The sequence below is a fragment of the Pantoea sp. UBA6567 genome (assembly GCF_002434165.1).
Lineage (GTDB): Bacteria > Pseudomonadota > Gammaproteobacteria > Enterobacterales > Enterobacteriaceae > Pantoea > Pantoea eucrina.
The window spans coordinates 688,349-708,385 of record NZ_DJJN01000006.1 but is presented as its reverse complement, the minus strand read 5'-3'; the positions used below and the strand labels follow the sequence as shown (position 1 = coordinate 708,385).

The 20,037-nt window shown below is 59.4% G+C and carries 19 protein-coding genes; 8 read left to right on the top strand and 11 right to left on the bottom strand.

What is annotated here, in order from left to right; genetic code table 11:
* Nucleotides 1–43: 43 nt before the first annotated feature.
* The 3 genes from B4M48_RS09300 (at nt 44) to bioD (ending at nt 3,124) form a co-directional block, all read left to right on the top strand.
* Complete coding sequence (locus B4M48_RS09300; protein WP_039384400.1) at nt 44–940, top strand: LysR family transcriptional regulator; 897 nt, start codon at nt 44–46, stop codon at nt 938–940.
* 135 nt (nt 941–1,075) lie between these two features.
* On the top strand, nt 1,076–2,293 hold the full coding sequence (mlc, locus tag B4M48_RS09295; protein ID WP_094110910.1) for a sugar metabolism global transcriptional regulator Mlc: 1,218 nt from the start codon (nt 1,076–1,078) through the stop codon (nt 2,291–2,293).
* Nucleotides 2,294–2,401: 108 nt separating this feature from the next.
* Nucleotides 2,402–3,124: a dethiobiotin synthase gene (bioD, locus tag B4M48_RS09290; RefSeq protein WP_052246494.1), complete on the top strand. Its 723-nt coding sequence runs from the start codon at nt 2,402–2,404 to the stop codon at nt 3,122–3,124.
* Nucleotides 3,125–3,161: 37 nt separating this feature from the next.
* On the opposite strand, the gene osmV is transcribed toward bioD, so the two are convergent.
* The 4 genes from osmV to B4M48_RS09270 are packed head-to-tail and all read right to left on the bottom strand — an operon-like array spanning nt 3,162 to nt 6,616.
* Nucleotides 3,162–4,298, bottom strand: a complete 1,137-nt coding sequence (osmV, locus tag B4M48_RS09285; protein WP_039384396.1) for an osmoprotectant ABC transporter ATP-binding protein OsmV — start codon at nt 4,296–4,298, stop codon at nt 3,162–3,164.
* Nucleotides 4,298–4,945, bottom strand: coding sequence for an osmoprotectant ABC transporter permease OsmW (gene osmW, locus B4M48_RS09280; RefSeq protein ID WP_039384394.1), 648 nt, complete (start codon nt 4,943–4,945; stop codon nt 4,298–4,300). The genes osmV and osmW overlap by 1 nt, the downstream gene beginning before the upstream one ends.
* Nucleotides 4,946–4,954: 9 nt before the next feature.
* A complete protein-coding gene (locus B4M48_RS09275) occupies nt 4,955–5,881 on the bottom strand; it encodes a glycine betaine ABC transporter substrate-binding protein (RefSeq protein ID WP_039384392.1) in 927 nt (308 codons plus the stop codon).
* Between the two features lie 18 nt (nt 5,882–5,899).
* Nucleotides 5,900–6,616: an ABC transporter permease gene (locus B4M48_RS09270; RefSeq protein ID WP_071668829.1), complete on the bottom strand. Its 717-nt coding sequence runs from the start codon at nt 6,614–6,616 to the stop codon at nt 5,900–5,902.
* Nucleotides 6,617–6,974: 358 nt separating this feature from the next.
* On the opposite strand from B4M48_RS09270, the gene B4M48_RS09265 reads away from it, so the two are divergent.
* A complete protein-coding gene (locus B4M48_RS09265) occupies nt 6,975–8,435 on the top strand; it encodes an MDR family MFS transporter (protein WP_039384388.1) in 1,461 nt (486 codons plus the stop codon).
* A gap of 41 nt (nt 8,436–8,476) precedes the next feature.
* On the opposite strand, the gene B4M48_RS09260 is transcribed toward B4M48_RS09265, so the two are convergent.
* Together B4M48_RS09260 and B4M48_RS09255 are read right to left on the bottom strand one after the other, a co-directional pair.
* Complete coding sequence (locus B4M48_RS09260) at nt 8,477–8,773, bottom strand: DUF1161 domain-containing protein (protein WP_039384385.1); 297 nt, start codon at nt 8,771–8,773, stop codon at nt 8,477–8,479.
* Between the two features lie 51 nt (nt 8,774–8,824).
* On the bottom strand, nt 8,825–9,160 hold the full coding sequence (locus tag B4M48_RS09255; protein ID WP_039384383.1) for a DUF1283 family protein: 336 nt from the start codon (nt 9,158–9,160) through the stop codon (nt 8,825–8,827).
* Nucleotides 9,161–9,290: 130 nt separating this feature from the next.
* Here B4M48_RS09255 and B4M48_RS09250 point away from each other — a divergent pair, with 130 nt between their 5' ends.
* Nucleotides 9,291–9,617 carry a YnfA family protein gene (locus tag B4M48_RS09250; RefSeq protein ID WP_039385939.1) on the top strand — a complete coding sequence of 109 codons (327 nt, stop codon included), beginning with the start codon at nt 9,291–9,293 and terminating at the stop codon, nt 9,615–9,617.
* 41 nt (nt 9,618–9,658) lie between these two features.
* Here B4M48_RS09250 and ydfG read toward each other — a convergent pair whose 3' ends face one another.
* A complete protein-coding gene (gene ydfG / locus B4M48_RS09245) occupies nt 9,659–10,408 on the bottom strand; it encodes a bifunctional NADP-dependent 3-hydroxy acid dehydrogenase/3-hydroxypropionate dehydrogenase YdfG (RefSeq protein WP_039384381.1) in 750 nt (249 codons plus the stop codon).
* 314 nt (nt 10,409–10,722) lie between these two features.
* Between ydfG and guaD the strand changes: the two genes are divergently transcribed.
* The gene (guaD, locus tag B4M48_RS09240) at nt 10,723–12,081 is read left to right on the top strand and encodes a guanine deaminase (protein ID WP_052246493.1); all 1,359 of its coding nucleotides are present in this window, start codon (nt 10,723–10,725) and stop codon (nt 12,079–12,081) included.
* 50 nt (nt 12,082–12,131) lie between these two features.
* Nucleotides 12,132–14,183 (top strand): peptidyl-dipeptidase Dcp, encoded by a 2,052-nt coding sequence (dcp, locus tag B4M48_RS09235; RefSeq protein WP_288656469.1) that lies wholly within the window; start codon nt 12,132–12,134, stop codon nt 14,181–14,183.
* An 18-nt stretch (nt 14,184–14,201) separates the two neighbouring features.
* On the opposite strand, the gene hpxO is transcribed toward dcp, so the two are convergent.
* Nucleotides 14,202–15,359 (bottom strand): FAD-dependent urate hydroxylase HpxO, encoded by a 1,158-nt coding sequence (gene hpxO / locus B4M48_RS09230; RefSeq protein ID WP_039384376.1) that lies wholly within the window; start codon nt 15,357–15,359, stop codon nt 14,202–14,204.
* A gap of 232 nt (nt 15,360–15,591) precedes the next feature.
* Between hpxO and B4M48_RS09225 the strand changes: the two genes are divergently transcribed.
* Nucleotides 15,592–15,831, top strand: a complete 240-nt coding sequence (locus tag B4M48_RS09225; protein ID WP_039384375.1) for a hypothetical protein — start codon at nt 15,592–15,594, stop codon at nt 15,829–15,831.
* 3 nt (nt 15,832–15,834) lie between these two features.
* On the opposite strand, the gene B4M48_RS09220 is transcribed toward B4M48_RS09225, so the two are convergent.
* The 3 genes from B4M48_RS09220 to B4M48_RS09210 are packed head-to-tail and all read right to left on the bottom strand — an operon-like array spanning nt 15,835 to nt 19,951.
* On the bottom strand, nt 15,835–17,319 hold the full coding sequence (locus tag B4M48_RS09220) for an FGGY-family carbohydrate kinase (RefSeq protein ID WP_039384372.1): 1,485 nt from the start codon (nt 17,317–17,319) through the stop codon (nt 15,835–15,837).
* 51 nt (nt 17,320–17,370) lie between these two features.
* Complete coding sequence (locus B4M48_RS09215) at nt 17,371–18,216, bottom strand: class I fructose-bisphosphate aldolase (protein ID WP_039384371.1); 846 nt, start codon at nt 18,214–18,216, stop codon at nt 17,371–17,373.
* Nucleotides 18,200–19,951 (bottom strand): glycerol-3-phosphate dehydrogenase/oxidase, encoded by a 1,752-nt coding sequence (locus B4M48_RS09210; protein ID WP_039384369.1) that lies wholly within the window; start codon nt 19,949–19,951, stop codon nt 18,200–18,202. Before B4M48_RS09210 ends, B4M48_RS09215 begins: the two co-directional genes overlap by 17 nt.
* Between the last annotated feature and the right edge of the window lie 86 nt (nt 19,952–20,037).

The following is a 20,037-nucleotide window of genomic DNA, read 5'->3' as shown; positions in this document are numbered from 1 at the left end:
AGATGTACAATATATTAATCATCTCAACTGATATGTTAAAAATATGGCTATCGAGCTGCGTCACCTGCGCTATTTCATTGCTGTCGCTGAGGAGCTGCATTTTGGCCGCGCGGCGCGGCGCCTCAATATTTCTCAGCCGCCGCTCAGCCAGCAGATCCAGCAGCTGGAGCAGAGCATTCAGGCCCGACTGCTGGTGCGCACCAATCGCAGCGTACAGCTGACGCCGGCCGGTGCCGCTTTTCTGCAGGATGCGCGCGCTATTCTGCTGCAGGTAAACCAGAGCGCTGACCGGGCGGCACGCATTCATCAGGGGCAGCAGGGCGAACTGCGCATCGGTTTTACCTCATCAGCCCCGTTTACCGGACTGGTTTCCGATGCGCTGTTTCGTTTTCGCCAGCGCTGGCCGGAAGTGCATATTCATATGCAGGAGCACAACACCCGCCAGCAGCTGACGCCGCTGCTTGATGGCCAGCTCGATCTGGGTGTGATGCGCAATACGCCGCTGCCGGCAGATCTGCATTACCAGCTGCTGCTGCGGGAGCCGTTATATGCGGTGATGCACCGCGATCATCCGCTGGCGCAGCACCGCAGCCTCTCCGTTCGCGCCCTGACCGGGGAGCCGTTTATCTTCTTTGACGCGCAGAGCGGTACGGCGCTCTACGGTGACATTCTGGCCCTGCTGCATCGCTATCACGTCAGCCCGGTTATCACGCAGGAGGCGGGTGAGGCGATGACGATTCTGGGACTGGTAGCGACCGGGCTGGGGATCTCGGTATTGCCCGCTGCGTTTGCCCGGGCGCGGCTCGCCGATCTGATCTGGATCCCGCTGGAGGAGAGCGATGCGCGCTCGGAAGTGTGGCTGGTCTGGTCAGCGCTGCGGGAACCCACCGCCCAGATGCGCAACATGCAGGCGCTGATGCTGGAAAACGCTGAAATCTGACGCAATCAGGGCAGACGGAGCCGAACAATCTGTGCGACCAGTCACATTTCCAGCCAAATAGTTAACGCTCTCCGGCAAAGTGCCTCACCATAGCGAATGTTTATTTAGAAGCGCGAAAATATCCGGGAGCAGGGTGTGAATCGGGAGAGTCAGCCTGGTCATATTGACCACATCAAACAGACTAACGCAGGCGTAGTCTACCGTCTGATTGACCAGCATGGGCCGATATCACGTATTGAACTCTCCAGGCGGGCGCAGCTGGCACCCGCCAGCATTACTAAAATTGTACGCGAAATGCTGGATGCGCATCTGGTGCAGGAAACGGAGTTTCAGGAGCCGGGCAGCCGCGGTCGTCCGGCGATTGGTCTCGTGCTCGATACCCTGGCGTGGCACTATCTGGCGATACGTATTCAGCCCGGCGCAATCACGCTGACGCTGCGCGATTTAAGCAGCCGCGCACTGGAAGAGGATCGCCTGCCGCTGCCCGTGACGTCTGACGTGCCGCTGCTGCAGACGCTGCAGACGCTGGTGGATGCGTTCTTTATCCGGCATCAGCAGCGGCTGGAGCGTCTGACAGCTATCGCTATCACCACCCCGGGTCTTATCAACGCCGCCTCCGGCGTGGTTCATCGCATGCCGGGCTATGATGTAGAGGATATGCCGCTGGGCGAAACGCTGGCGCAGCGTTCCGGCCTGCCGGTGTTTGTGCAGCATGACATCTCAGCGTGGACGCTGGCAGAGGCGCAGTCTGGCGCATCGCGCGGCGCGCAGGATGTTATTCAGATTGTTATTGATGAGACCGTAGGCGCAGGGGTCATCAGTGGCGGTCAGCTGCTGCATAAAAGCGGCCGTGCGCTGGTGGAGATAGGGCATACCCAGATCGATCCCTGGGGCCAGCAGTGCTATTGCGGTAATCACGGCTGCCTGGAGACCGTGGCCAGCACTTCCAGTCTGCTGCAGCTGGCGCAGCAGCGGCTGGCGCTACAGCCTGACAGCCCGCTGCATCAGCAGCCGCTGACGCTGGAAAACCTCTGCCGCGCTGCGCAGCAGGGTGACCGGCTGGCGCACGATGCGATTGCCGGCGTGGGGCATCACGTCGGGCGTATGCTGGCGATGATGGTGAATATTTTCAACCCGCAAAAAATTCTTATCGGTTCGCCACTCAATCAGGCGGCAGACGTACTTTTCCCCGCCATAAACAGCACTATCCGGCAGCAGGCGCTGCCCGCTTACAGCCGCGATCTGGAGCTGGTGCCTGCGTTAATGAGCGATCCCGGTACGCTGGGGGCGGCAGCGCTGATCAAAGATGCCCTCTATAACGGTCATCTGCTGATTAAACTGCTGCAGGGATAACTACAGCCCACCTTAAGTTTGCGCTAACGCAAGCATCCGGCGGCGTCAATTACCTACACTGCCTTCTTCGCAGGCTATCCATGCTGCTTACTGGAAGGAGTGGAACAGGTGAAAACGCTATTTGTCACAGGTACCGATACCGGAGCAGGAAAAACAGTGGTTGCATGCGCGCTGCTGCAATTGCTGGCACAGGCAAACATCTGCGCCGCAGGTTTTAAACCTGTGGCAAAAGAGGCGCGCGCCACGCCGGAAGGATTACGCAACCGCGATGCAGAACTGCTGCAGCAGGCGTCAGGGCTGACGCTCAGCTATCCGGCGGTTAATCCGGTTATTCTGACCGATGATGCGTCCGGAACGGGGGCACGGCAGCATATCGATTACGCGCTGCTGGATCGTCATCTGGCCGATCTGCAGACGCAGGCGGGATATGTGATCGTGGAGGGCACAGGCGGCTGGCGCAGCCTGATAAACGATCGGCAGCCGCTCGCCGGCTGGGTACAGCAGCAGCAGCTGCCGGTCGTGCTGGTCGTGGGGATAAAAACGGGGTGTATTAATCATGCGCTGCTGACAGCGGAGGCGATTGCGCACGATGGCCTGACGCTGGCAGGCTGGGTCGCAAACCGCATCAATCCGGGTTTGGCTCACTATGCGGAGATTGTCAGCGTGCTGCGCGACCGGCTTGCCGCGCCGCTGCTGGGAGAGCTGCCTTATCTGCCGCGCGCTGAGCAGCGCGATCTCACGCGCTATATCGATCCGGAGGCGTTAACCGGGCCGGCGTTTTCCTTTACCAGGGCACAACCCGCAGCCGTCAGCGTGTCAGAACACGATTAACGAGCCACGCGTGCGCCGCTTCCGGCGCACGCAGCGTTCAGGGGTTCAGACGGCGGCGGGTCCGGCCAGAACTGAGATAATCCGCTATGTAATCCTGCGAAATTTCGCCGCTGTAGCGACCATCTTCATCGACAATCGGCATCCAGACGGTATTGTGCTCATACAGCTTTGACAGCACCACGCGCAGGTTCTCTTCAGCTTTACCGGTGACGCGAAAGTGGTGCAGCAGCTCTCCGCACTGGCCGGCAGCGCCGCGCGCTTCGCGCCGCTTCACAAATCCGAGCGGCCTGCCATCCTCATCGACAACCGTAACGGAACGCATATCGTTGTCATCCATGGTGGCAAAGGCCTCTGTAAGCGGCGTGCTGCGGCGTACGGTAATGGTGGGCTGCTGGTCAGTGACGTCGCCCGCCTGTACCAGCAGCAGGCGCTTAAGGGTGCGATCCTGACCAACGAAGGATCCGACAAAGTCATTAGCAGGTTTTGCCAGCAGCTCATCCGGGCTGGCGCACTGCACAATTTTTCCCTGACCAAACACCGCAATGCGATCGCCGAGCTTCAGCGCTTCATCAATATCGTGGCTGACCAGCATGACCGTTTTTTTCAGCTGTCGCTGCATCTCCAGAAACTCGTTCTGGATTACTTCGCGGTTTATCGGATCGACGGCGCCAAACGGCTCATCCATCAGCAATACCGGTGGATCGGCGGCCAGGGCGCGGATAACGCCAATACGCTGCTGCTGACCACCGGACATTTCACGCGGATAGCGATGCAAAAATTTAGTCGGGTCCAGCGCCACCATGCTCATCAGCTCCGTAGCCCGTTCGCGGCAGCGCTTTTTATCCCAGCCCAGCATACGCGGCACCACCGTAATATTCTCCTCAATCGTCATGTTCGGAAACAGGCCAATCTGCTGGATCACATAGCCGATGTTGCGGCGCAGCGTTACCGTATCCTGGCCGCTGGTATCCTCTCCGTTGATATAAATCTGGCCGCCGCTGGCCGGTATCAGCCGGTTAATCATCTTCAGCGTGGTGGTTTTGCCGCAGCCGGAAGGGCCGAGCAGCACGCACATTTCGCCTGCCGGTACATTCAGGCTGACGTTATCAACCGCATTGAAGGCCGCGCCACTCTTCTGGGTAAAGGTTTTCGTCAGGTTTTCCAGTTTAATCATTAGCGAATCCCCCTCGGGGTCAGTGCCAGCTGCAGCCGGTGCAGCAGCCAGTCAAGAAAGATAGCCAGCAGACATATCATCAGCGCGCCGGCAATAAGCATGCGTACATCGCTACCGCCGATGCCATCCAGCAGCTGCAGTCCGAGACCGCCTGCACCGATAACGGCGGCGATCGCCATAACGCCGACGTTCATCACCACCGCCGTGCGGATGCCGCCGAAAATCACCGGCAGCGCCATCGGGATCTCTACCCAGCGCAGCCGCTGCCAGAACGTCATACCGATGCCGCGTCCCGCTTCGCGCAGTCCGGAGGGCAGGTTTTCCAGCGCCGTATGGGTGTTACGCACAATAGGCAGCAGCGAATAGAGAAACACTGCCGTGATGGCGGGCAGGGCGCCGATGCCCTGGCCGATCTGCGAAAACAACGGGATCATCAGCCCGAACAGCGCAATAGTCGGAATGGTCAGTACAATAGTGGCGACGCCCAGCACCGGTGTCGCCAGCCACTTAAAGCGGACAATTAAAATGCCCAGCGGTACGCCAGCCAGGATGGCAAAACCAACCGCCACCAGCACCAGCCAGGTGTGCTGCCAGGTCAGGCCGAGCAGCATCTGCCAGTTATCAGTGATGTAATAGAGGGTATCCATGGTGTCTCCTTACAGCATGTTACGGGTCTGGAGGAAATCGCGTGCAACCTGAGCGGGTGACTGATGATCGATATCCACCCGCTTGTTCATTTCTGAAATAGCGTCATCAGTAATCAATGCTGACAGCTGATTCAGCGCTTTCTCCAGGCCAGGATGTGCAGCGAGCACCTCTTTACGCACCACTGGCGTGACGTTGTAACTGGGGAAGAAGTGCTTATCATCTTTTAATACCAGCAGGTCAAAGCCTTTGACGCGACCATCGGTGGTATAGATCAGGCCGGCGTCCACAAACCCGTCACGGACCGCGTTATAGACCAGGCCGGGATCCATCTGACGGATTTGCGGGCGATCGAGCGGCAGTTGATAAACTTTTTGCAGCGGCTTCAGGCCATCGGAGCGACCAGCGAACTCCAGGTCGAGTCCCAGCCGCCAGTTATGCTCCGGCTCGCTGGCGCGCACCTGCTCCATTTTGCTGACCAGCTGCGACAGGGTGGTAATACCCTCCTGCTCTGCGCGACGTCGCTGCATGGCAAAGGCGTAAGTGTTGTTCATCGGTGCCGGTTCAAGCCAGACCAGGCCCAGTTTCGCATCCAGCTTTTTTACTGTTTCCCACGCCTGTTCAGGAGACATAGGCTTACTGATGTGGTTAAAAATAATGAGCGAGGTGCCGGTATATTCCCATGTCATATCGATCTGTTTGTTGATCATGGCATTACGGCTGATGGTGGTCGCAATATTGGTCTTAGGGACGATCGTAAACCCGTTTTTCTGCAGCCATAAAACGGACAGGGCAGACAAAATATGCTGTTCAGTAAAGCTTTTGGTTGAGAGCGTAATAGGCGCAGCCGCCAGCGCTGACTGATTAAGCAGTAGCGCAGCGCTCAGGGCCAGCACAGCGCCGCGCAGCCGGTTGAAAAACAGCCTGGTGGGGGTCATCAAAACGTGCTCCATGAGTTAAGTTGCAGCGTGTGGCGAAAGAATGCGGCCCAGCGCGGCCAGCAGCATGTCCAGGATCAGGGCAATCAGCGCGGTAGCGGCCGCACCCAGAATCAGCGTCGGGAAATCGTTCAGATAGATCCCGGGGAAAATCAGCTCGCCGTAGCTGCTGGCGCCTATCAAAAAGGCCAGCGGCGCGGTGCCGACGTTAATCGCGGTGGCGATGCGCACGCCAGCTAATATCACCGGCAGCGCGTCCGGCAGCTCAACCTGGCGCAGCCGCTGCAGGCGGGTCATGCCAATGCCTTTAGCCGCCTCGGTCAGCGCCGGTGGAACTGCGCACAGGCCGGCATAGGTATTGCGCACAATGGGCAGCAGCGAGGCAAGAAACAGCGCAATCAGCGCCGGTCGCTCACCGATGCCCACCACGACCATAGCCAGCGCCAGCACGGCCAGAGGCGGGAGGGTATTGCCGACGTTGAAGATCTGCATAACATATTCAGCCTGACGTCGCGCAAAAGGACGGCTCAGCACAATCCCGGCAGGGATCCCCACCAGCAGGGCGCAGAGCATGGACCAGAAAACCAGCCAGAGATGCTGCTGGCCAAGATAGATCAGATCGGTCTGGCGGGCGCGCAGCGTATCCGGACCAATGCCCCAGATCAGAAGCGCAACGAGTAGCGTAAGAGTGAGAAGAGCCAATCCGGTGCGCCGGATCAGCGATGCGTGAGGCATAACCGTTTTCTCCCTGAATAAACAGAACTATCAGCTATGATTGCTCTGCTGAGCGGCAGGATAAGAGGCCGCGTTCGATAGCAAAATTTTATGGTTAAGGTGCGGGTTGCCTGCGTTAATTCGGCATAAATTCACAGATAATTAACCTGACGGCTAAAAGTCTATAGCAATCTCTGATCGGCAACGCCAGCATTTAACGCAAAAAACAGCTGACAATGAGGGGTCAAAACCGCCTGCAGCCCGCACCGGGTACGGGATGGTATGACAATAAAAAAAATTCATCGAAAAAGGTTACCCTGTCACATAAGCACGGGCTGTGTGGCGGGATAAGAGAGAGTAAAACGGGATAAGGAGCGTTATGTCAGAGCACGCTGAAGTTTTGCGCAGCCATCGTCCATGGATTTTGTTTGCCTGTATGCTGGCTATGTTTATGGCCGCAATTGAGGTGACGATTGTGGCGACGGCGATGCCTACGATTATTGCCGATCTGGGCGGCTTTGCGCAGTTTGGCTGGGTATTTTCTATTTATCTCCTGACGCAGGCGGTGAGCGTGCCGCTTTATGGCCGTTTAGCCGATATATGGGGACGTAAGCGGCTCTTTTTTGTCGGGGTATCGCTGTTTTTGTTTGGCTCAGTGCTGTGCGGCTTTGCTCATACCATGATATGGCTCATTCTGTTTCGCGCCTTTCAGGGGCTGGGAGCGGGTGCCATTATGCCGCTGACCACTACCATTGTGGCGGATATCTACTCCCCGCGTGAACGCGCCACCGTTCAGGGCTGGCTCTCCAGCGTCTGGGGCGTGGCGGCAATTATCGGACCGCTTAGCGGTGCGTGGCTGGTGCAGCACTTTAGCTGGGCGGTGATCTTTTGGGTCAACGTGCCGATAGGGCTGATCTCTATGCTGCTGCTGGCGCGTTTCCTGCCCGCCCGCCCGGTCTCCGCCGCAGGTGCGCTGAATATTACCGGCAGCTGCTGGCTGATGATCAGCGTCACTGCGCTGCTGGTGGCGCTGCTGCAGGCGGAAGCGCTCGGCTACTGGCTGCTGCCGTTTCTGCTGCTGGCAGGCGTGGCAGGCTGGCGTCTCAAACGGCACGAACAGCAGACGGCGGCACCGCTTTTCCCGCTTGCGCTGTGGCGCAGCCGTCTGATTGTGGCAGGCAACGCCGGTAATCTGATTATCGGCGCCACCATGATGGGCATCAGCGCGTTTCTGCCCACCTGGATCCAGGGGATCACCGGCGGTACGCCGCTGCAGGCGGGCAGCGCGCTGGCGATGATGTCAATTGGCTGGCCGATTGCCAGTACGCTCAGCGGTCGCCTGATGCTCGTGACCTCTTATCGCTTCACCGCTCAGCTTGGCGCACTGTTACTGATCGCCGGCAGCGCGCTGCTGCTGCTGCTCCACGCGGAAAGCTCCGTGCTGCAGGCGGGCTTTACGGCCTTTGTTATCGGCACCGGCATGGGCATGACCAGCACCACGTTTCTGGTTTCCGTGCAGAACCATGCGCAGTATGAGATCCGCGGTATCTGTACCGCCTCTATTATGTTCAGCCGGATGCTGGGTTCAGCGCTGGGAACCGCACTGATGGGGGCGGTTTTAAACATCAATCTGGCGCAGCGGCTGCCGCAGGCGGAGGATCCGATGCAAAAAATCATGTCGCCGGAAAGCCGGGAGGCGCTGCCGGTTGCAGAACTGCAGCTCTGGACGACCCAGATTGCCGCATCGCTGCACTGGGTATTTATCGTGGCCTTGCTGATCGCGCTGCTGACGGTGTGGATCGCCTGGCTGATGCCGCGTCAGCGACCGGAGATGGAATAGAAGAGAAGAAGCGGGGCAGCGGCGGCTGCCCCGGTTGCAGGTTACTGCGCTGACATATCCTGAGAGCTGCCGGCGCTGTCGGGTGCGCTACCCTCTGCATCCCGCATATTCTTTTTATAAACAATTTTTTGCGTATCATTTTCACAGTGGCCGACCACCTGACCGCCCGCCTGGTCGGCCTGATCGTTTGGCACGATATCCAGCGTAAAATCTGACTCCGCCACGCCATTACTGACAATTTTTTTACTGATATCGGCGCGAACGCTGTCGCAGGAGGCCTGAGCCATCAGCGGCAGCGTCATCACACCCAGCAGCAGTACCAGAGAACCCTTTTTCATCGCAAACTCCTTGTTGACTGTCTCTCTGAACACTATAGCAGCAGCGCCGCGTTACGGCGCGACCGGACGACCGGTGCGGCGATCGAGGCAGCGCAGGGTATTCTCTTCCCAGTAAGCGTTGACGTTATAGCTCTTGTCGCAGGCGTCGCGGGTATCAAACGCGCGGTCCGCTTTGTCGAACTCTTTCTCTGTCCGGGTATTAATCTTGCTGCGCAGATTACGAGTATCGTTCCACTGCTCTTTACTCTGGCGGGCGGCTTCATTGCTGGCCGCGCTATTGCCATCTTCCACGATCAGGCGATCGGTACGGGCAGCGGCAAAGGGAGCGCTCAGCAGCACGCTGGCCGTCAGCAGCGCCGTAAACAGAACGGAAGCATAGTTTTTCATGATGTTGTCCTTTAGTCAGACCCGGTCAGCCGTGCGAGGCTGTTGCCGTAACAGCGGCTAGTATATCATCCTGCTTTTGCTGCTCACCAGCGGTGTGCAGCGCGTTGAGGGAACAGAGAGCAGAGTTATGCTGATCAAGACCGCACTATTATTTTTCATTACGGCTGTCGCAGAGATTGCGGGCTGTTTCTTGCCCTGGCTCTGGCTGCGTAAGGGGATGAGCGCCTGGCTGCTGTTGCCGGCTGCGGCGAGTCTGGCGCTATTTGTCTGGCTGCTCACGCTGCATCCGGCGGCGAGCGGGCGGGTGTACGCGGCGTATGGTGGTGTCTATGTGTTTACGGCTCTGATCTGGCTGCGCGTGGTGGATGGGGTACGGCTGAGCGCATGGGACTGGGCGGGCGCGCTGATAGCGCTGTGCGGAATGCTGATTATTGTCACCGGCTGGGGAAAAGCGTAACAGCGTCACCCGGTGCTATCAGGTGACGTTGTCACACACGGTTATGCGTCTTTATGCACTTTCAGCCCGGCGGTGGTCTGGCTGACCGGCATAATCTCCAGCGTGTTGATATTGACGTGCGCTGGCAGCGTGGTTACCCAGTAAACGGCCTCGGTGACATCCTCTGCTGTCAGCGCCGTTGTACCTTCATACACCGCGCCGGCGCGATCGTCATCGCCTTTAAAGCGCACGTTGGAAAATTCCGTTCCGCCTACCAGACCCGGCTCGATATCGGTCACGCGCAGCGCGGTGCCGTGGAGATCGGTACGCAGATTCAGGCTGAACTGGCGCACAAACGCTTTGGTTGCGCCATAGACGTTGCCGCCCGCATAGGGCCAGCTGCCGGCAATGGAACCGATATTGACGATATGCCCGACGTTGCGCTCTACCATGGCAGGCAGCAGCGCCCGGGTCATGAAAACCAGGCCTTTGGTATTGGTGTCGATCATATTCTCCCAGTCATCGACGCTGGCTTTATGGGCTGGCTCAGTGCCCAGCGCCAGGCCGGCGTTGTTGACCAGTACATCAATGTTGCGCCACTCTGCCGGCAGCGCAGCAATGACCTCCTCGATAACGGCACGATTACGCACATCGAGCTGAACGGTATAGAGGTTTTCACCCAGCTCATCCTTCAGCGCCTGCAGCCGTTCGGCGCGCCGCCCGCTGGCGATCACTTTATGGCCTGTGGCAATGAAGCGACGGGTAATACTTTCACCAAACCCCGCAGTAGCACCGGTAACAAAAATAATCATCTCACTGTTCCTTAACTGTTTTCAGGTAGTCCGCGTTTAACCATATCACCATCATTCTTCGCCTGCTGAAAAAAAGCGGCCGGCAAACTCTCTGTCGCCGGCATGCGTTAACAGGGTGCAGGCGTGCACCGCGCTGATGCATCATGGTGCAGCGTGAGCGGTCGCCAGCAGATCTTAACGCCGGTGCAGATGCACGTAATCGTTTGCGCATCCGGTTGCCTCTCTTTTAGCCTAACCTTATGATTTAGCAGGTAAATAACCCTGAACTGGCACGGCTTTTGCACACTCATTTTATCTTACTGAGAGGATGAGTTATGAATGCTGACAACGAGACGCTGCTGCGCGCCAGTTTTTTTGATTTTACCCGCACGGTAGATCAGCCAGAGGCGCTGAGTGACGCCGCACGCTATTTCGCTGATGGTCTGCTCACGCTGCGTGCAGGAAAAATTGTCAGCCTGGAGAGCTGGAGCAGCGCGGCGCTACGGGTGGATAGCCGGCGGGTCACGGACCTGCGCGGCAAGCTGATTGTGCCGGGGTTTATCGATACCCACATTCACTATCCGCAGACGGAAATGATGGGCGCGTTTGGCGAACAGCTGCTGACCTGGCTGAATAACTATACCTTTCCGGTTGAGCAGCAGTATCACTGTGCAACCCATGCGGCAAAGATGTCCGATTTTTTCCTGCAGCAGCTGCTGGCTAACGGTACCACTACCGCACTGGTGTTTGGCACGGTGCATCCGCAGTCGGTTGACGCGCTCTTCAGCGCGGCGGAGCGGCTCAGCATGCGGCTCATTGCCGGTAAAGTGATGATGGACCGCAACGCGCCGGACTACCTGACTGAAACCCCCGAAACGAGCTATCAGCAGACGCGGGCGCTGATTGAGCGCTGGCACCGGCGCGGCCGTCTTGGTTATGCGCTGACCCCACGCTTTGCGCCGACCTCTTCGCCACAGCTGCTGGAACGGGTAGGTCAGCTGCGGAGAGAGTTTCCCGATACCTGGCTGCATACGCACCTGAGTGAAAATCCGCAGGAGGTGGCGTGGGTCAGAGAGCTTTTTCCCGAGCGCAACGGCTATCTCGATGTCTATCACCACTATCAGCTCACTGGCGCACGCAGCGTATTTGCCCACTGCCTGCATCTGCAGGACCATGAGTGGCAGTGCCTGCACGACACCGGTTCAGCCATCGCATTTTGCCCTACTTCAAATCTGTTTCTTGGCAGCGGGCTGTTTGATCTCAAACGCTGCTGGCAGGAGAACGTGCGCATGGGGATCGGCACTGACGTTGGCGCTGGTACCACCTTCAACCTGCTGCAGACACTGGGCGAGGCGTATAAAGTCGGGCAGCTGCAGCACTATAAGCTGACCGCCTGCGAAGCGCTTTATCGCGCCACGCTAGGCGGGGCGCAGGCGCTGGATCTCGACGATAAAATTGGCAACTTTGCGCCCGGCAAAGAGGCGGATTTTGTGGTGCTGGATCCGGCCGTATCGCCGCTGCAGCAGCTGCGTCATGGCAACAGTAAAGATATCTTCGAGCAGCTGTTTGTTCTGATGACGCTGGGTGACGATCGCAACATTGCGCAGACCTGGGTAAATGGCCAGCCGGTGTGGCAAAAAGAGAGGGCGGGCAGCACGCCGGGTTGTTGCCCGCACACCGGCGTGCCAGGATAAAGGCTCTCTGCCGCAGGCTATTGCGGCGTTGCTGATTATCAGGAGCGATAATGAACCGATCCGCCAATCCCTTTTTTAGCGCCAGCACGCTGCCGTATCAGGCGCCGCCGTTCGATCAGATAAGCGAAGACGATTTTCTGCCGGCGCTGGAAGCGGGCATCGAAGAGAAGCGCCGCGAAGTCGCCGCGATTATCGCAAACCCTGCGCCACCGGACTTTGCTAATACGTTTGAAGCGCTGGAGCGCAGCGGCCTCTTACTGAGCCGGGTGTGGCAGGTCTTTTCAGCCATGACGGCAGCGAATACGTCGCCACGCCTGCAGGAGGTGGAAGAGATCATTACGCCCGCCCTGGCGGCGCTGCACGATGAGATCTACCTCAATAGCGCGCTCTTCGCCCGGCTGGAGGCAGTCTGGCAGCAGCGCAGTACCGCCTGCCCGGACGCAGAGGCGGTGCGGCTGACGGAGGTTACCCGGCAGGCGTTTCAGCTGGCCGGAGCCAGCCTGAGTGATGATGAAAAACAGCGGCTGCGCGACATCAATCAGGAGCTGGCAGGCCTCAGCACCCGCTTTGGTAACCGTCTGCTGGCGGCGACGCAGTCAGCCGCTTACACCGTCAGCAGCCCGGAGGCGCTGGCGGGACTCGACGATGCAGCGCTGGAGCAGGCGCGTGCCGCTGCGGCCGCACGTGGTCTGGATAATCAGTGGCTGATCCCGCTGCAAAACACCACGCAGCAGCCAGCGCTGAGCCGGTTAACCATCCGCGCCACGCGGGAAGCGCTGTTTGAGCAGGCGCTGAAGCGCTGTGAGCGTAACGATGTTAACGATACGCGGCCGCTGGTTTCGCGTATGGCGCAGCTGCGGGCGGAGCAGGCCGCGCTGCTGGGCTATAGCAGCTATGCGGCGTGGAACCTGCAGGATCAGATGGCGAAAACGCCGGAGGCCGCGCTGGACTTTATGCGCAATATTGTGCCGGCAGCCTGCGAGCGCGCCGGGCGCGAGGCCGCAGAAATAGAACAGCTGATGGCTGAGCAGCAGCAGAGATTTGACCTGCGCGCCTGGGACTGGAATTTTTACGCAGAGCAGGTGCGCCAGGCGAAATATGACTTTGATGAAGACGCTATTCGCCCCTGGTTCGCGCTGGATAGCGTGCTGGAGCGCGGCGCGTTCTGGGCCGCCACGCAGCTGTACGGTATTCGGTTCAGCCGGCGCCACGATCTGCCGGTCTATCATCCGGATGTGTGCGTCTATGAGATTTTCGACGCCGATGAGACGCCGCTGGCGCTGTTTTATACCGACTTTTTCGCTCGTGATAATAAAAGCGGCGGGGCATGGATGGGCAACTTTGTTGACCAGTCTGCGCTGCTGGATCAGAAACCGGTGATCTACAACGTCTGCAACTATACCAAACCGCAGCCTGGCCAGCCGGCGCTGCTGAGCTGGGATGATGTTATCACGCTGTTCCACGAATTTGGTCATGCGCTGCACGGCCTGTTTGCCAGCCAGCGCTACGCCAGCCTCTCCGGTACGGCCACGCCGCGCGATTTTGTGGAGTTTCCGTCGCAGATTAACGAACACTGGGCCAGTCATGAGGCGGTGTTCGCCAGCTATGCGCGCCACTGGGAAACCGGGGAGCCGATGCCCGCTGCGCTGCGCGAAAAAATGGTACAGGCCGCTACCTTTAATAAAGGTTATGACATGACCGAACTGCTGGCCGCGGCGCTGCTGGATCTGCAGTGGCACTCCCTCTCCGCGCACGATAAGCCACAGGATGTGGAACATTTTGAACGGCAGGCGCTGCAGGCAGAAAACATTGCGCTGTCAGCAGTGCCGCCGCGCTATCGCTCCAGCTATTTTCGTCACATCTGGGGAGGAGGATATGCGGCAGGCTATTACGCCTATATCTGGACGCAGATGCTGGCTGACGATGGTTATCAGGCGTTAACTGAACAGGGTGGCCTGACGCGGGAAAACGGGCAGCGCTTCCGGGATCTGGTCTTGTCACGCGGAAACAGCAGCGATCTGCAGCACGTCTGGCTGAGCTGGCGCGGTAAAGCGCCAGCGCCAGAGCCGATGCTGCGCCATCGCGGATTAAGCGCAGAGTAGGGCAGAAGCGGTGGCGCGCTATCCCATCGGGCCACCGCAGATTGTGTCGCACATGCCAGCCAGCACCCGCTCGCCGCTTTCGGTTTTTAGCTCTTCATACCAGGCTGCCGTCAGCGCGGGCTCTTTACCGTGCGTCACGTCGCAGCGCTTGCGTGCCTTCAGCACCAGGTCGCGGGTGCGGTCCAGCCGGCGCGCCTGATAGCGCAGCAGCGCATCTTCCACCCCCAGCGAATGTGTCGCCAGCGTTTGTGCCAGCACCACGGCATCTTCCATTGCCGCGCAGCCGCCCTGACCAATATCGGGGGTGGTGCTATGGGCTGCATCGCCCAGCAGCGCCACGCGTCCGCGCACAAAGCGGGTAAGGGGTTCGGTATCGTGTATTTCGACCCGGTTAGTGGTGAGCGGATCGAGCTGCGCTATCAGCCGCTGTACCGGTTCGGCCCAGCCGGCGAAATAGCCGCTGAGATCGGCGCGCAGCGTGGTGCGATCCTGAGCGAGGCCGGCAGGTAGCGGCACATCAAAGAAGAAGTAGAAGCGGTTGCCGGCAACCGGCATCAGCGACACGCGCTTGCCGTCGCCGACAAAAGTGGTCCACTGATCGGCGGGTGCAATCGCTTCATCCACGCTAATCAGCCCGTTCCAGTTTACATAGCCCGCATAGCGACGCGCCACGCGCTCGCCCAGAACCGCCTCGCGCAGTACAGAGTGCGTGCCGTCCGCAGCGATCAGCAGGTCGCCTGTGGCTTCGCTGCCGTCGGCAAAGAAAGCGGTAACGCCCTGCGAGGTTTGTTCAGCATGCGTGACGCGCCTGCCAAAGCGAACGCGCGTCCGGCCATAAGTATCAAGCAGCATCGCCTGCAGCCCGGCGCGTGATACCGGCGCAGGATATTCACCGGTGCGCTGCACCAGCGGATCCAGGCTGAAGCGGGTCAGGGGGGCACCGCTTCGCGCATCGTGATAAGCCATCCAGGCCATATTGCCGCTCAGCGCGCGCAGCGGCTGTTTCAGACCGAGGGCATTCAGGCATTTCACGCCGTTAGGCCAGACGGAAATGGCTGCGCCAACCGGTTTCATCTCCGCAACGGCCTCATAGACTTCCGTCTCAAAGCCCGCCCGTTCCAGGGCGATAGCAGCACTCATTCCGCCGATACCGGCGCCAATAACAATCACTTTCATCATGCTCTCCTGTGCTCAGACAGGGAGATACTGCAACTTCTGTACCAGATGCGCGCCAACAGACAGCGTGTTGATAACTATGGTTTTTTATAAAAGAGACATAATGATGAAACGATTGTTGCAGTGCGTTCGCACTTTTATAGTGCAACTCTATGCGCATGAATCTTTTGTTTCATGCGGCATTCTGACCAGATTTTGCGCATACTTAAAGCTTCAGAGCGGAGGATTAATCATGAAGTGGATAATTGCGTTAATGATGGCGTGCAGCGTAAACGCGATGGCGCAGAGCAGCTGGCAGCCGTCGCCCAAATCGCCGTCTGCTATGTTTACTCCGATCGCGTCAAAATGCGATCTGTCGGCCTGTCAGCAAAACTGCTACGTACAGCAGTCACAGTGCAAAAATGATAGCGGCGGCGGATGTGGCTCGCTGGCGCAAATTTGTGTACAGAACTGCACCAGCCAGTGTCGCTGAGTATCAGCGGGTCTCGCGCCAGATGTCGCGCATCGCCAGCTCCAGTTTTTTAAACTGGTGATAGCGCGCGTCGTGGAAGCTGACCCACTCCGGCCGCGGCTGCCGCTCTTCCGGCTGCAGACGCACCGCATGCTGCACCGCATCCGTCAGATCCCGCCACACGCCCACGCCAACGCCTGCACAGAGCGCGGCGCCCAGCGCGCCGGTTTCCGTACACTCTGCCACCCTCACCGGAATATTCAAAACATCGGCAAACATCTGCGGCCAGATGACGCTGCGCGCGGCGCCGCCTGAGAGCGTGGCACGGGTAAATGGGAGGCCGGCAGCGTGCAGCCGGTCAATATGCGCCCGGTGAGCAAAGGTCACGCCCTCAAACAGGGCAAACAGCATATCTGCACGGGTATGCCAGCCGCCCAGCCCGTAAAAGCCGGCGCGGGCCGGTTCCGGTTTGCGGCCGGAGTAGAGGTAAGGGTGATAAAACGGCAGATGCGGATCCTGACGGATCTGCGCCACGCACTCGCTGCTCTGCACCGCGCCTTTTCCTCCGCGCCGGTCGTCAAATTCCCGCAGAAACCAGTTGAGGTTGGCCGCCGAGGTTGCGCTGGCCTCAATCGCCATAAAGCGATCCCGCTCTATCATTGAACTCATGGAAACCGGGCGAAGATAGTCAGGTTTATCCACCACAACCTGATTGATACTCCACGTACCCGCTACGATTGAGGCGTCACCGCAGCTGACGACCCCCGATCCCGCTGCGCTGGCCACCACATCAAACAGACCCGCCACCACCGGTATACCCGCCGGCAAACCGGTGCGTGCCGCCGCCAGCGCGGTAACATAACCGCTGACAGCGCTCGATTCACGCAGCGGCGGCAGCCAGGCTGCTGCCTCCTCAATGTCATAGAGTGCCAGCAGTTCACTGCTGTAATCGCGAACGCGATAGTCAATCAGCCCGGCACCCGCCGCATCTGAATAGTCGCTGCTGAGCGCGTCGCTGAGAAAATGGACGATAACATCTTTAGCGCTCAGTACCGCACCGATCTGCTGCCATATCTGAGGCTGGTGCTGTTTAACCCAGCTCAGCAGCACCGGCGTGGAGGCTGCCCACGGCGTCTGGCGGGAGAGGGTATAAATGGCGTGCTGTTTTTCAGCCTGCTCCAGCGCAGCGACAATATCGTCCGCCCGCCGATCGATCGACTGAATGCCAAGCTGCGGCTGCAGCGCCCGGTCCAGCGTATAGAGGCCATTGCCGTGTCCGGCGGCGCCCACTGCAATGATATCCTGTGCGTCCGTGCCCGCCTGCAGCAGGCAGTGACGGATCGCCTGTTCAGTACCGTGCCGGATGGCGGCTATCGAACGCTCGGCGTAGCCCTCCTGCGGCTGCAGCGTTTCGCCGCTATGCTCAGCCACGGCCAGTATCGTCCCGCTGAGATCAAACAGCACCGCCTTGATCATCGTATTACCGGCATCAATACCCAGGATTTTCATATCCGGCTCCGTAAAACCGCAGAGGAGAGCGCGCACAGAACGTGCGCCAGGTCAGGCGTCAGCCTGCTGATAAAGGGCCAGCGCATCCTCGCCGCTAGCACCCTGATGAATAATGGCCATCAGGGCGGCGACGACCCGGGCAGGAGAGGCGTGCTGATAAACATTGCGCCCATACACCATGCCGCTGGCACCCTGCGCCATCAGCAGCGCGCTTTTGTGCAGTACCGCACCGATCTCGCCTTTACCCCCACCGCGCACCAGCGTCGGACAGCGCGCCGCCTCTACCACGCGGTGAAAATCAGCCGGGTTATCGGTTGGATCCGCTTTAATAATATCGGCGCCCAGTTCGCGCGCCAGCCGCACCAGCGGAACAATCTGCTCTGCATCGCCCAGTGAACCGTAGGCGGCCCCCTGACCGGCGGGTGCCATCACCAGCGGCTCAATCATCAGCGGCATGCCGTAGCGGTCGCACGCATGGCGCAGCCGGCCAATATTTTCGATGCACATGCGAAAAATCGCGGGTTCATCGGGGATAAGATAAAGATTGACCACCACGGCGGCCGCATCCAGCTGCAGCGCCGCCAGAACCGGCTCATCGGGATTATGCAGCACTGCCCACATCTCGCGATGGCGCACGGCGTTATAGGCGTTGCCGACGTCGGTGCGCAGCACCAGAGCGGGTTTCACTCCTTCCGCGCACTGCAGCAGATCTGCCTGTCCGTAATTGAGCTGAATCGCATCGGGCTGCGCGGCAATCAGGTTCTGCATCACCGCGTCAATATTCTCAAGCCCCTGCAGAAAATCGGGTTCATTGGCAATACCGTGATCGACCGCTACGTCCAGACAGCGGCCGTGACGGAATAACCGCTTCATGCGTGCCTTACTGCTCGCTGACATGCTGTGCCTCCTGCTGCATCACCGTAGGGTAGAGGCCATGCAGACCGTGAAAACGCGCCAGCGACGCGCAGCAGCGCTGCAGCTGCTGTACCCGCTGACGCTCGCTCCAGCCCAGCGTCTGCGCCATCAGCAGCGAGATCTCCTGAATGAGCGGCGGGGTCAGCTCGCCGCCGATCGCCAGCGACGTGCGGCGCACCAGCAGATCTTCCAGCTGGCACACCTGCTCATGCTCTGTCAGATAGCGCAGTTCCGTGGCGCTGTAATCGGCGTGGTGATGCAGCGGACGGTCGTCATCGCGCAGCAGCGACAGCAGGGGTAAGGCGCGGCTGCCGTAACGTTTTACCAGCTGCGTGACGCGCGGCAGCGGCAGCGCATGCTGCTGCGCCAGCTGGGCGATCCAGGCGGGCTGGGCCGCCGGAGCAGGGAAGTCGCGCCCGCCGCCAATCGCTAAATCAGTGGTGGAAACATGGCGCTTTTCGCCCAGCAGCCGCAGAACGCGATCGGCCGCCTCTTCACCGAAGCGGCGAAAAGTGGTCCACTTACCACCTACCAGACAGAGCGTGCTCCAGGCGCGGGTGGGATCGGGCGGCAGCATCACCAGCGAGTGGTTACGTGATATCTGACCGCTCAGCTTTGCATCACTGGCAGGCAGCGGACGTACGCCGCAAAAGGTGTAGACCACGGCGGACTCCGGCACCACCACCTCAGGAAAGACAAAGCGCAGCGACTCAAGAATATACGCTTTCTCGGCTGCCTCGCAGACCACGTTATCGGGATCGTCAACGCGGATATCCGTTGAGCCGGCCAGGACTTTACCTCCCCACGGATAGAGGATGCAGACGCGCCCCTCCTGATTCTCGAAGTAGACCATTTCACCATCAAGCATGCGCAGCAGCTCCGGATGATCGAGGATCAGATGTGACCCTTTGGTGCCGCCAATCAGTTTCTGCCGGGCGCTTTTGGGCGCGATCTGCTGGTTAAGCCGATCAATCCATGCGCCGCCGGCATTGACCAGCACGTGTGGCTGCAGGCGAAACTGCTCTCCGCTCAGCGTATCTTTCAGCGTGACGCTCTCACCGTCGCTGCTGATTAACTGCATATAATTCAGCGCCAGCGCGTCGCTGCAGGCGCGCTCCGCATCCTCCACCAGCTCAAGCCCCAGCCGTTCAGGGGCGCTGATCCACGCATCATAGTAGCTGGCGCTATATTTCACCCACGGCGCAAAGCCCGGCCAGCGATCGCGGGTTGCCGCCTCGCTTCGTACCTGATGTTTAGGCATGGAGCCATACTGGCGCGTATAGAGGTCATACAGGCTGAGGCCGGTTTTGATCAGCAGCGCACCGCGCCGGGCAGGTTTGTCACTGAGGCGCAGAAACCGTCGCGTGGCGTTGACCATGCCGCCGCCGAAGGTTTCCACCGGCACCGTCGTCCGCAGCGGGAAAACATAGTGCGACGCGTTTTTCAGCAGCCGGTCGCGCTCGATCACAGACTCTTTAACCAGACCAAACTCACCGGTTTCAAGATAGCGCAGGCCGCCATGGATCATGCGCGACAGGGCACCACTTGCCGCCTGACACCAGTCATCGCGCTCCACCAGAATAGCCGGGATGCCCTGAAGGGCCAGTTCGCGAAAGGTACTGATGCCGTTTATGCCGCCTCCGGCAATCAGGACCGGTGTAATCTGACGCTGGCGCAGCCTGTCGAGACGCTCATTACGGGTTAACACAGTAGCCATAGCACGCTCCCTGACGGTGAAGGCTTATCCGTCAAAGGTATAGGAGTGCGCAGCCAAAACGGCAAACCCGCTTACTCAGGATGTGA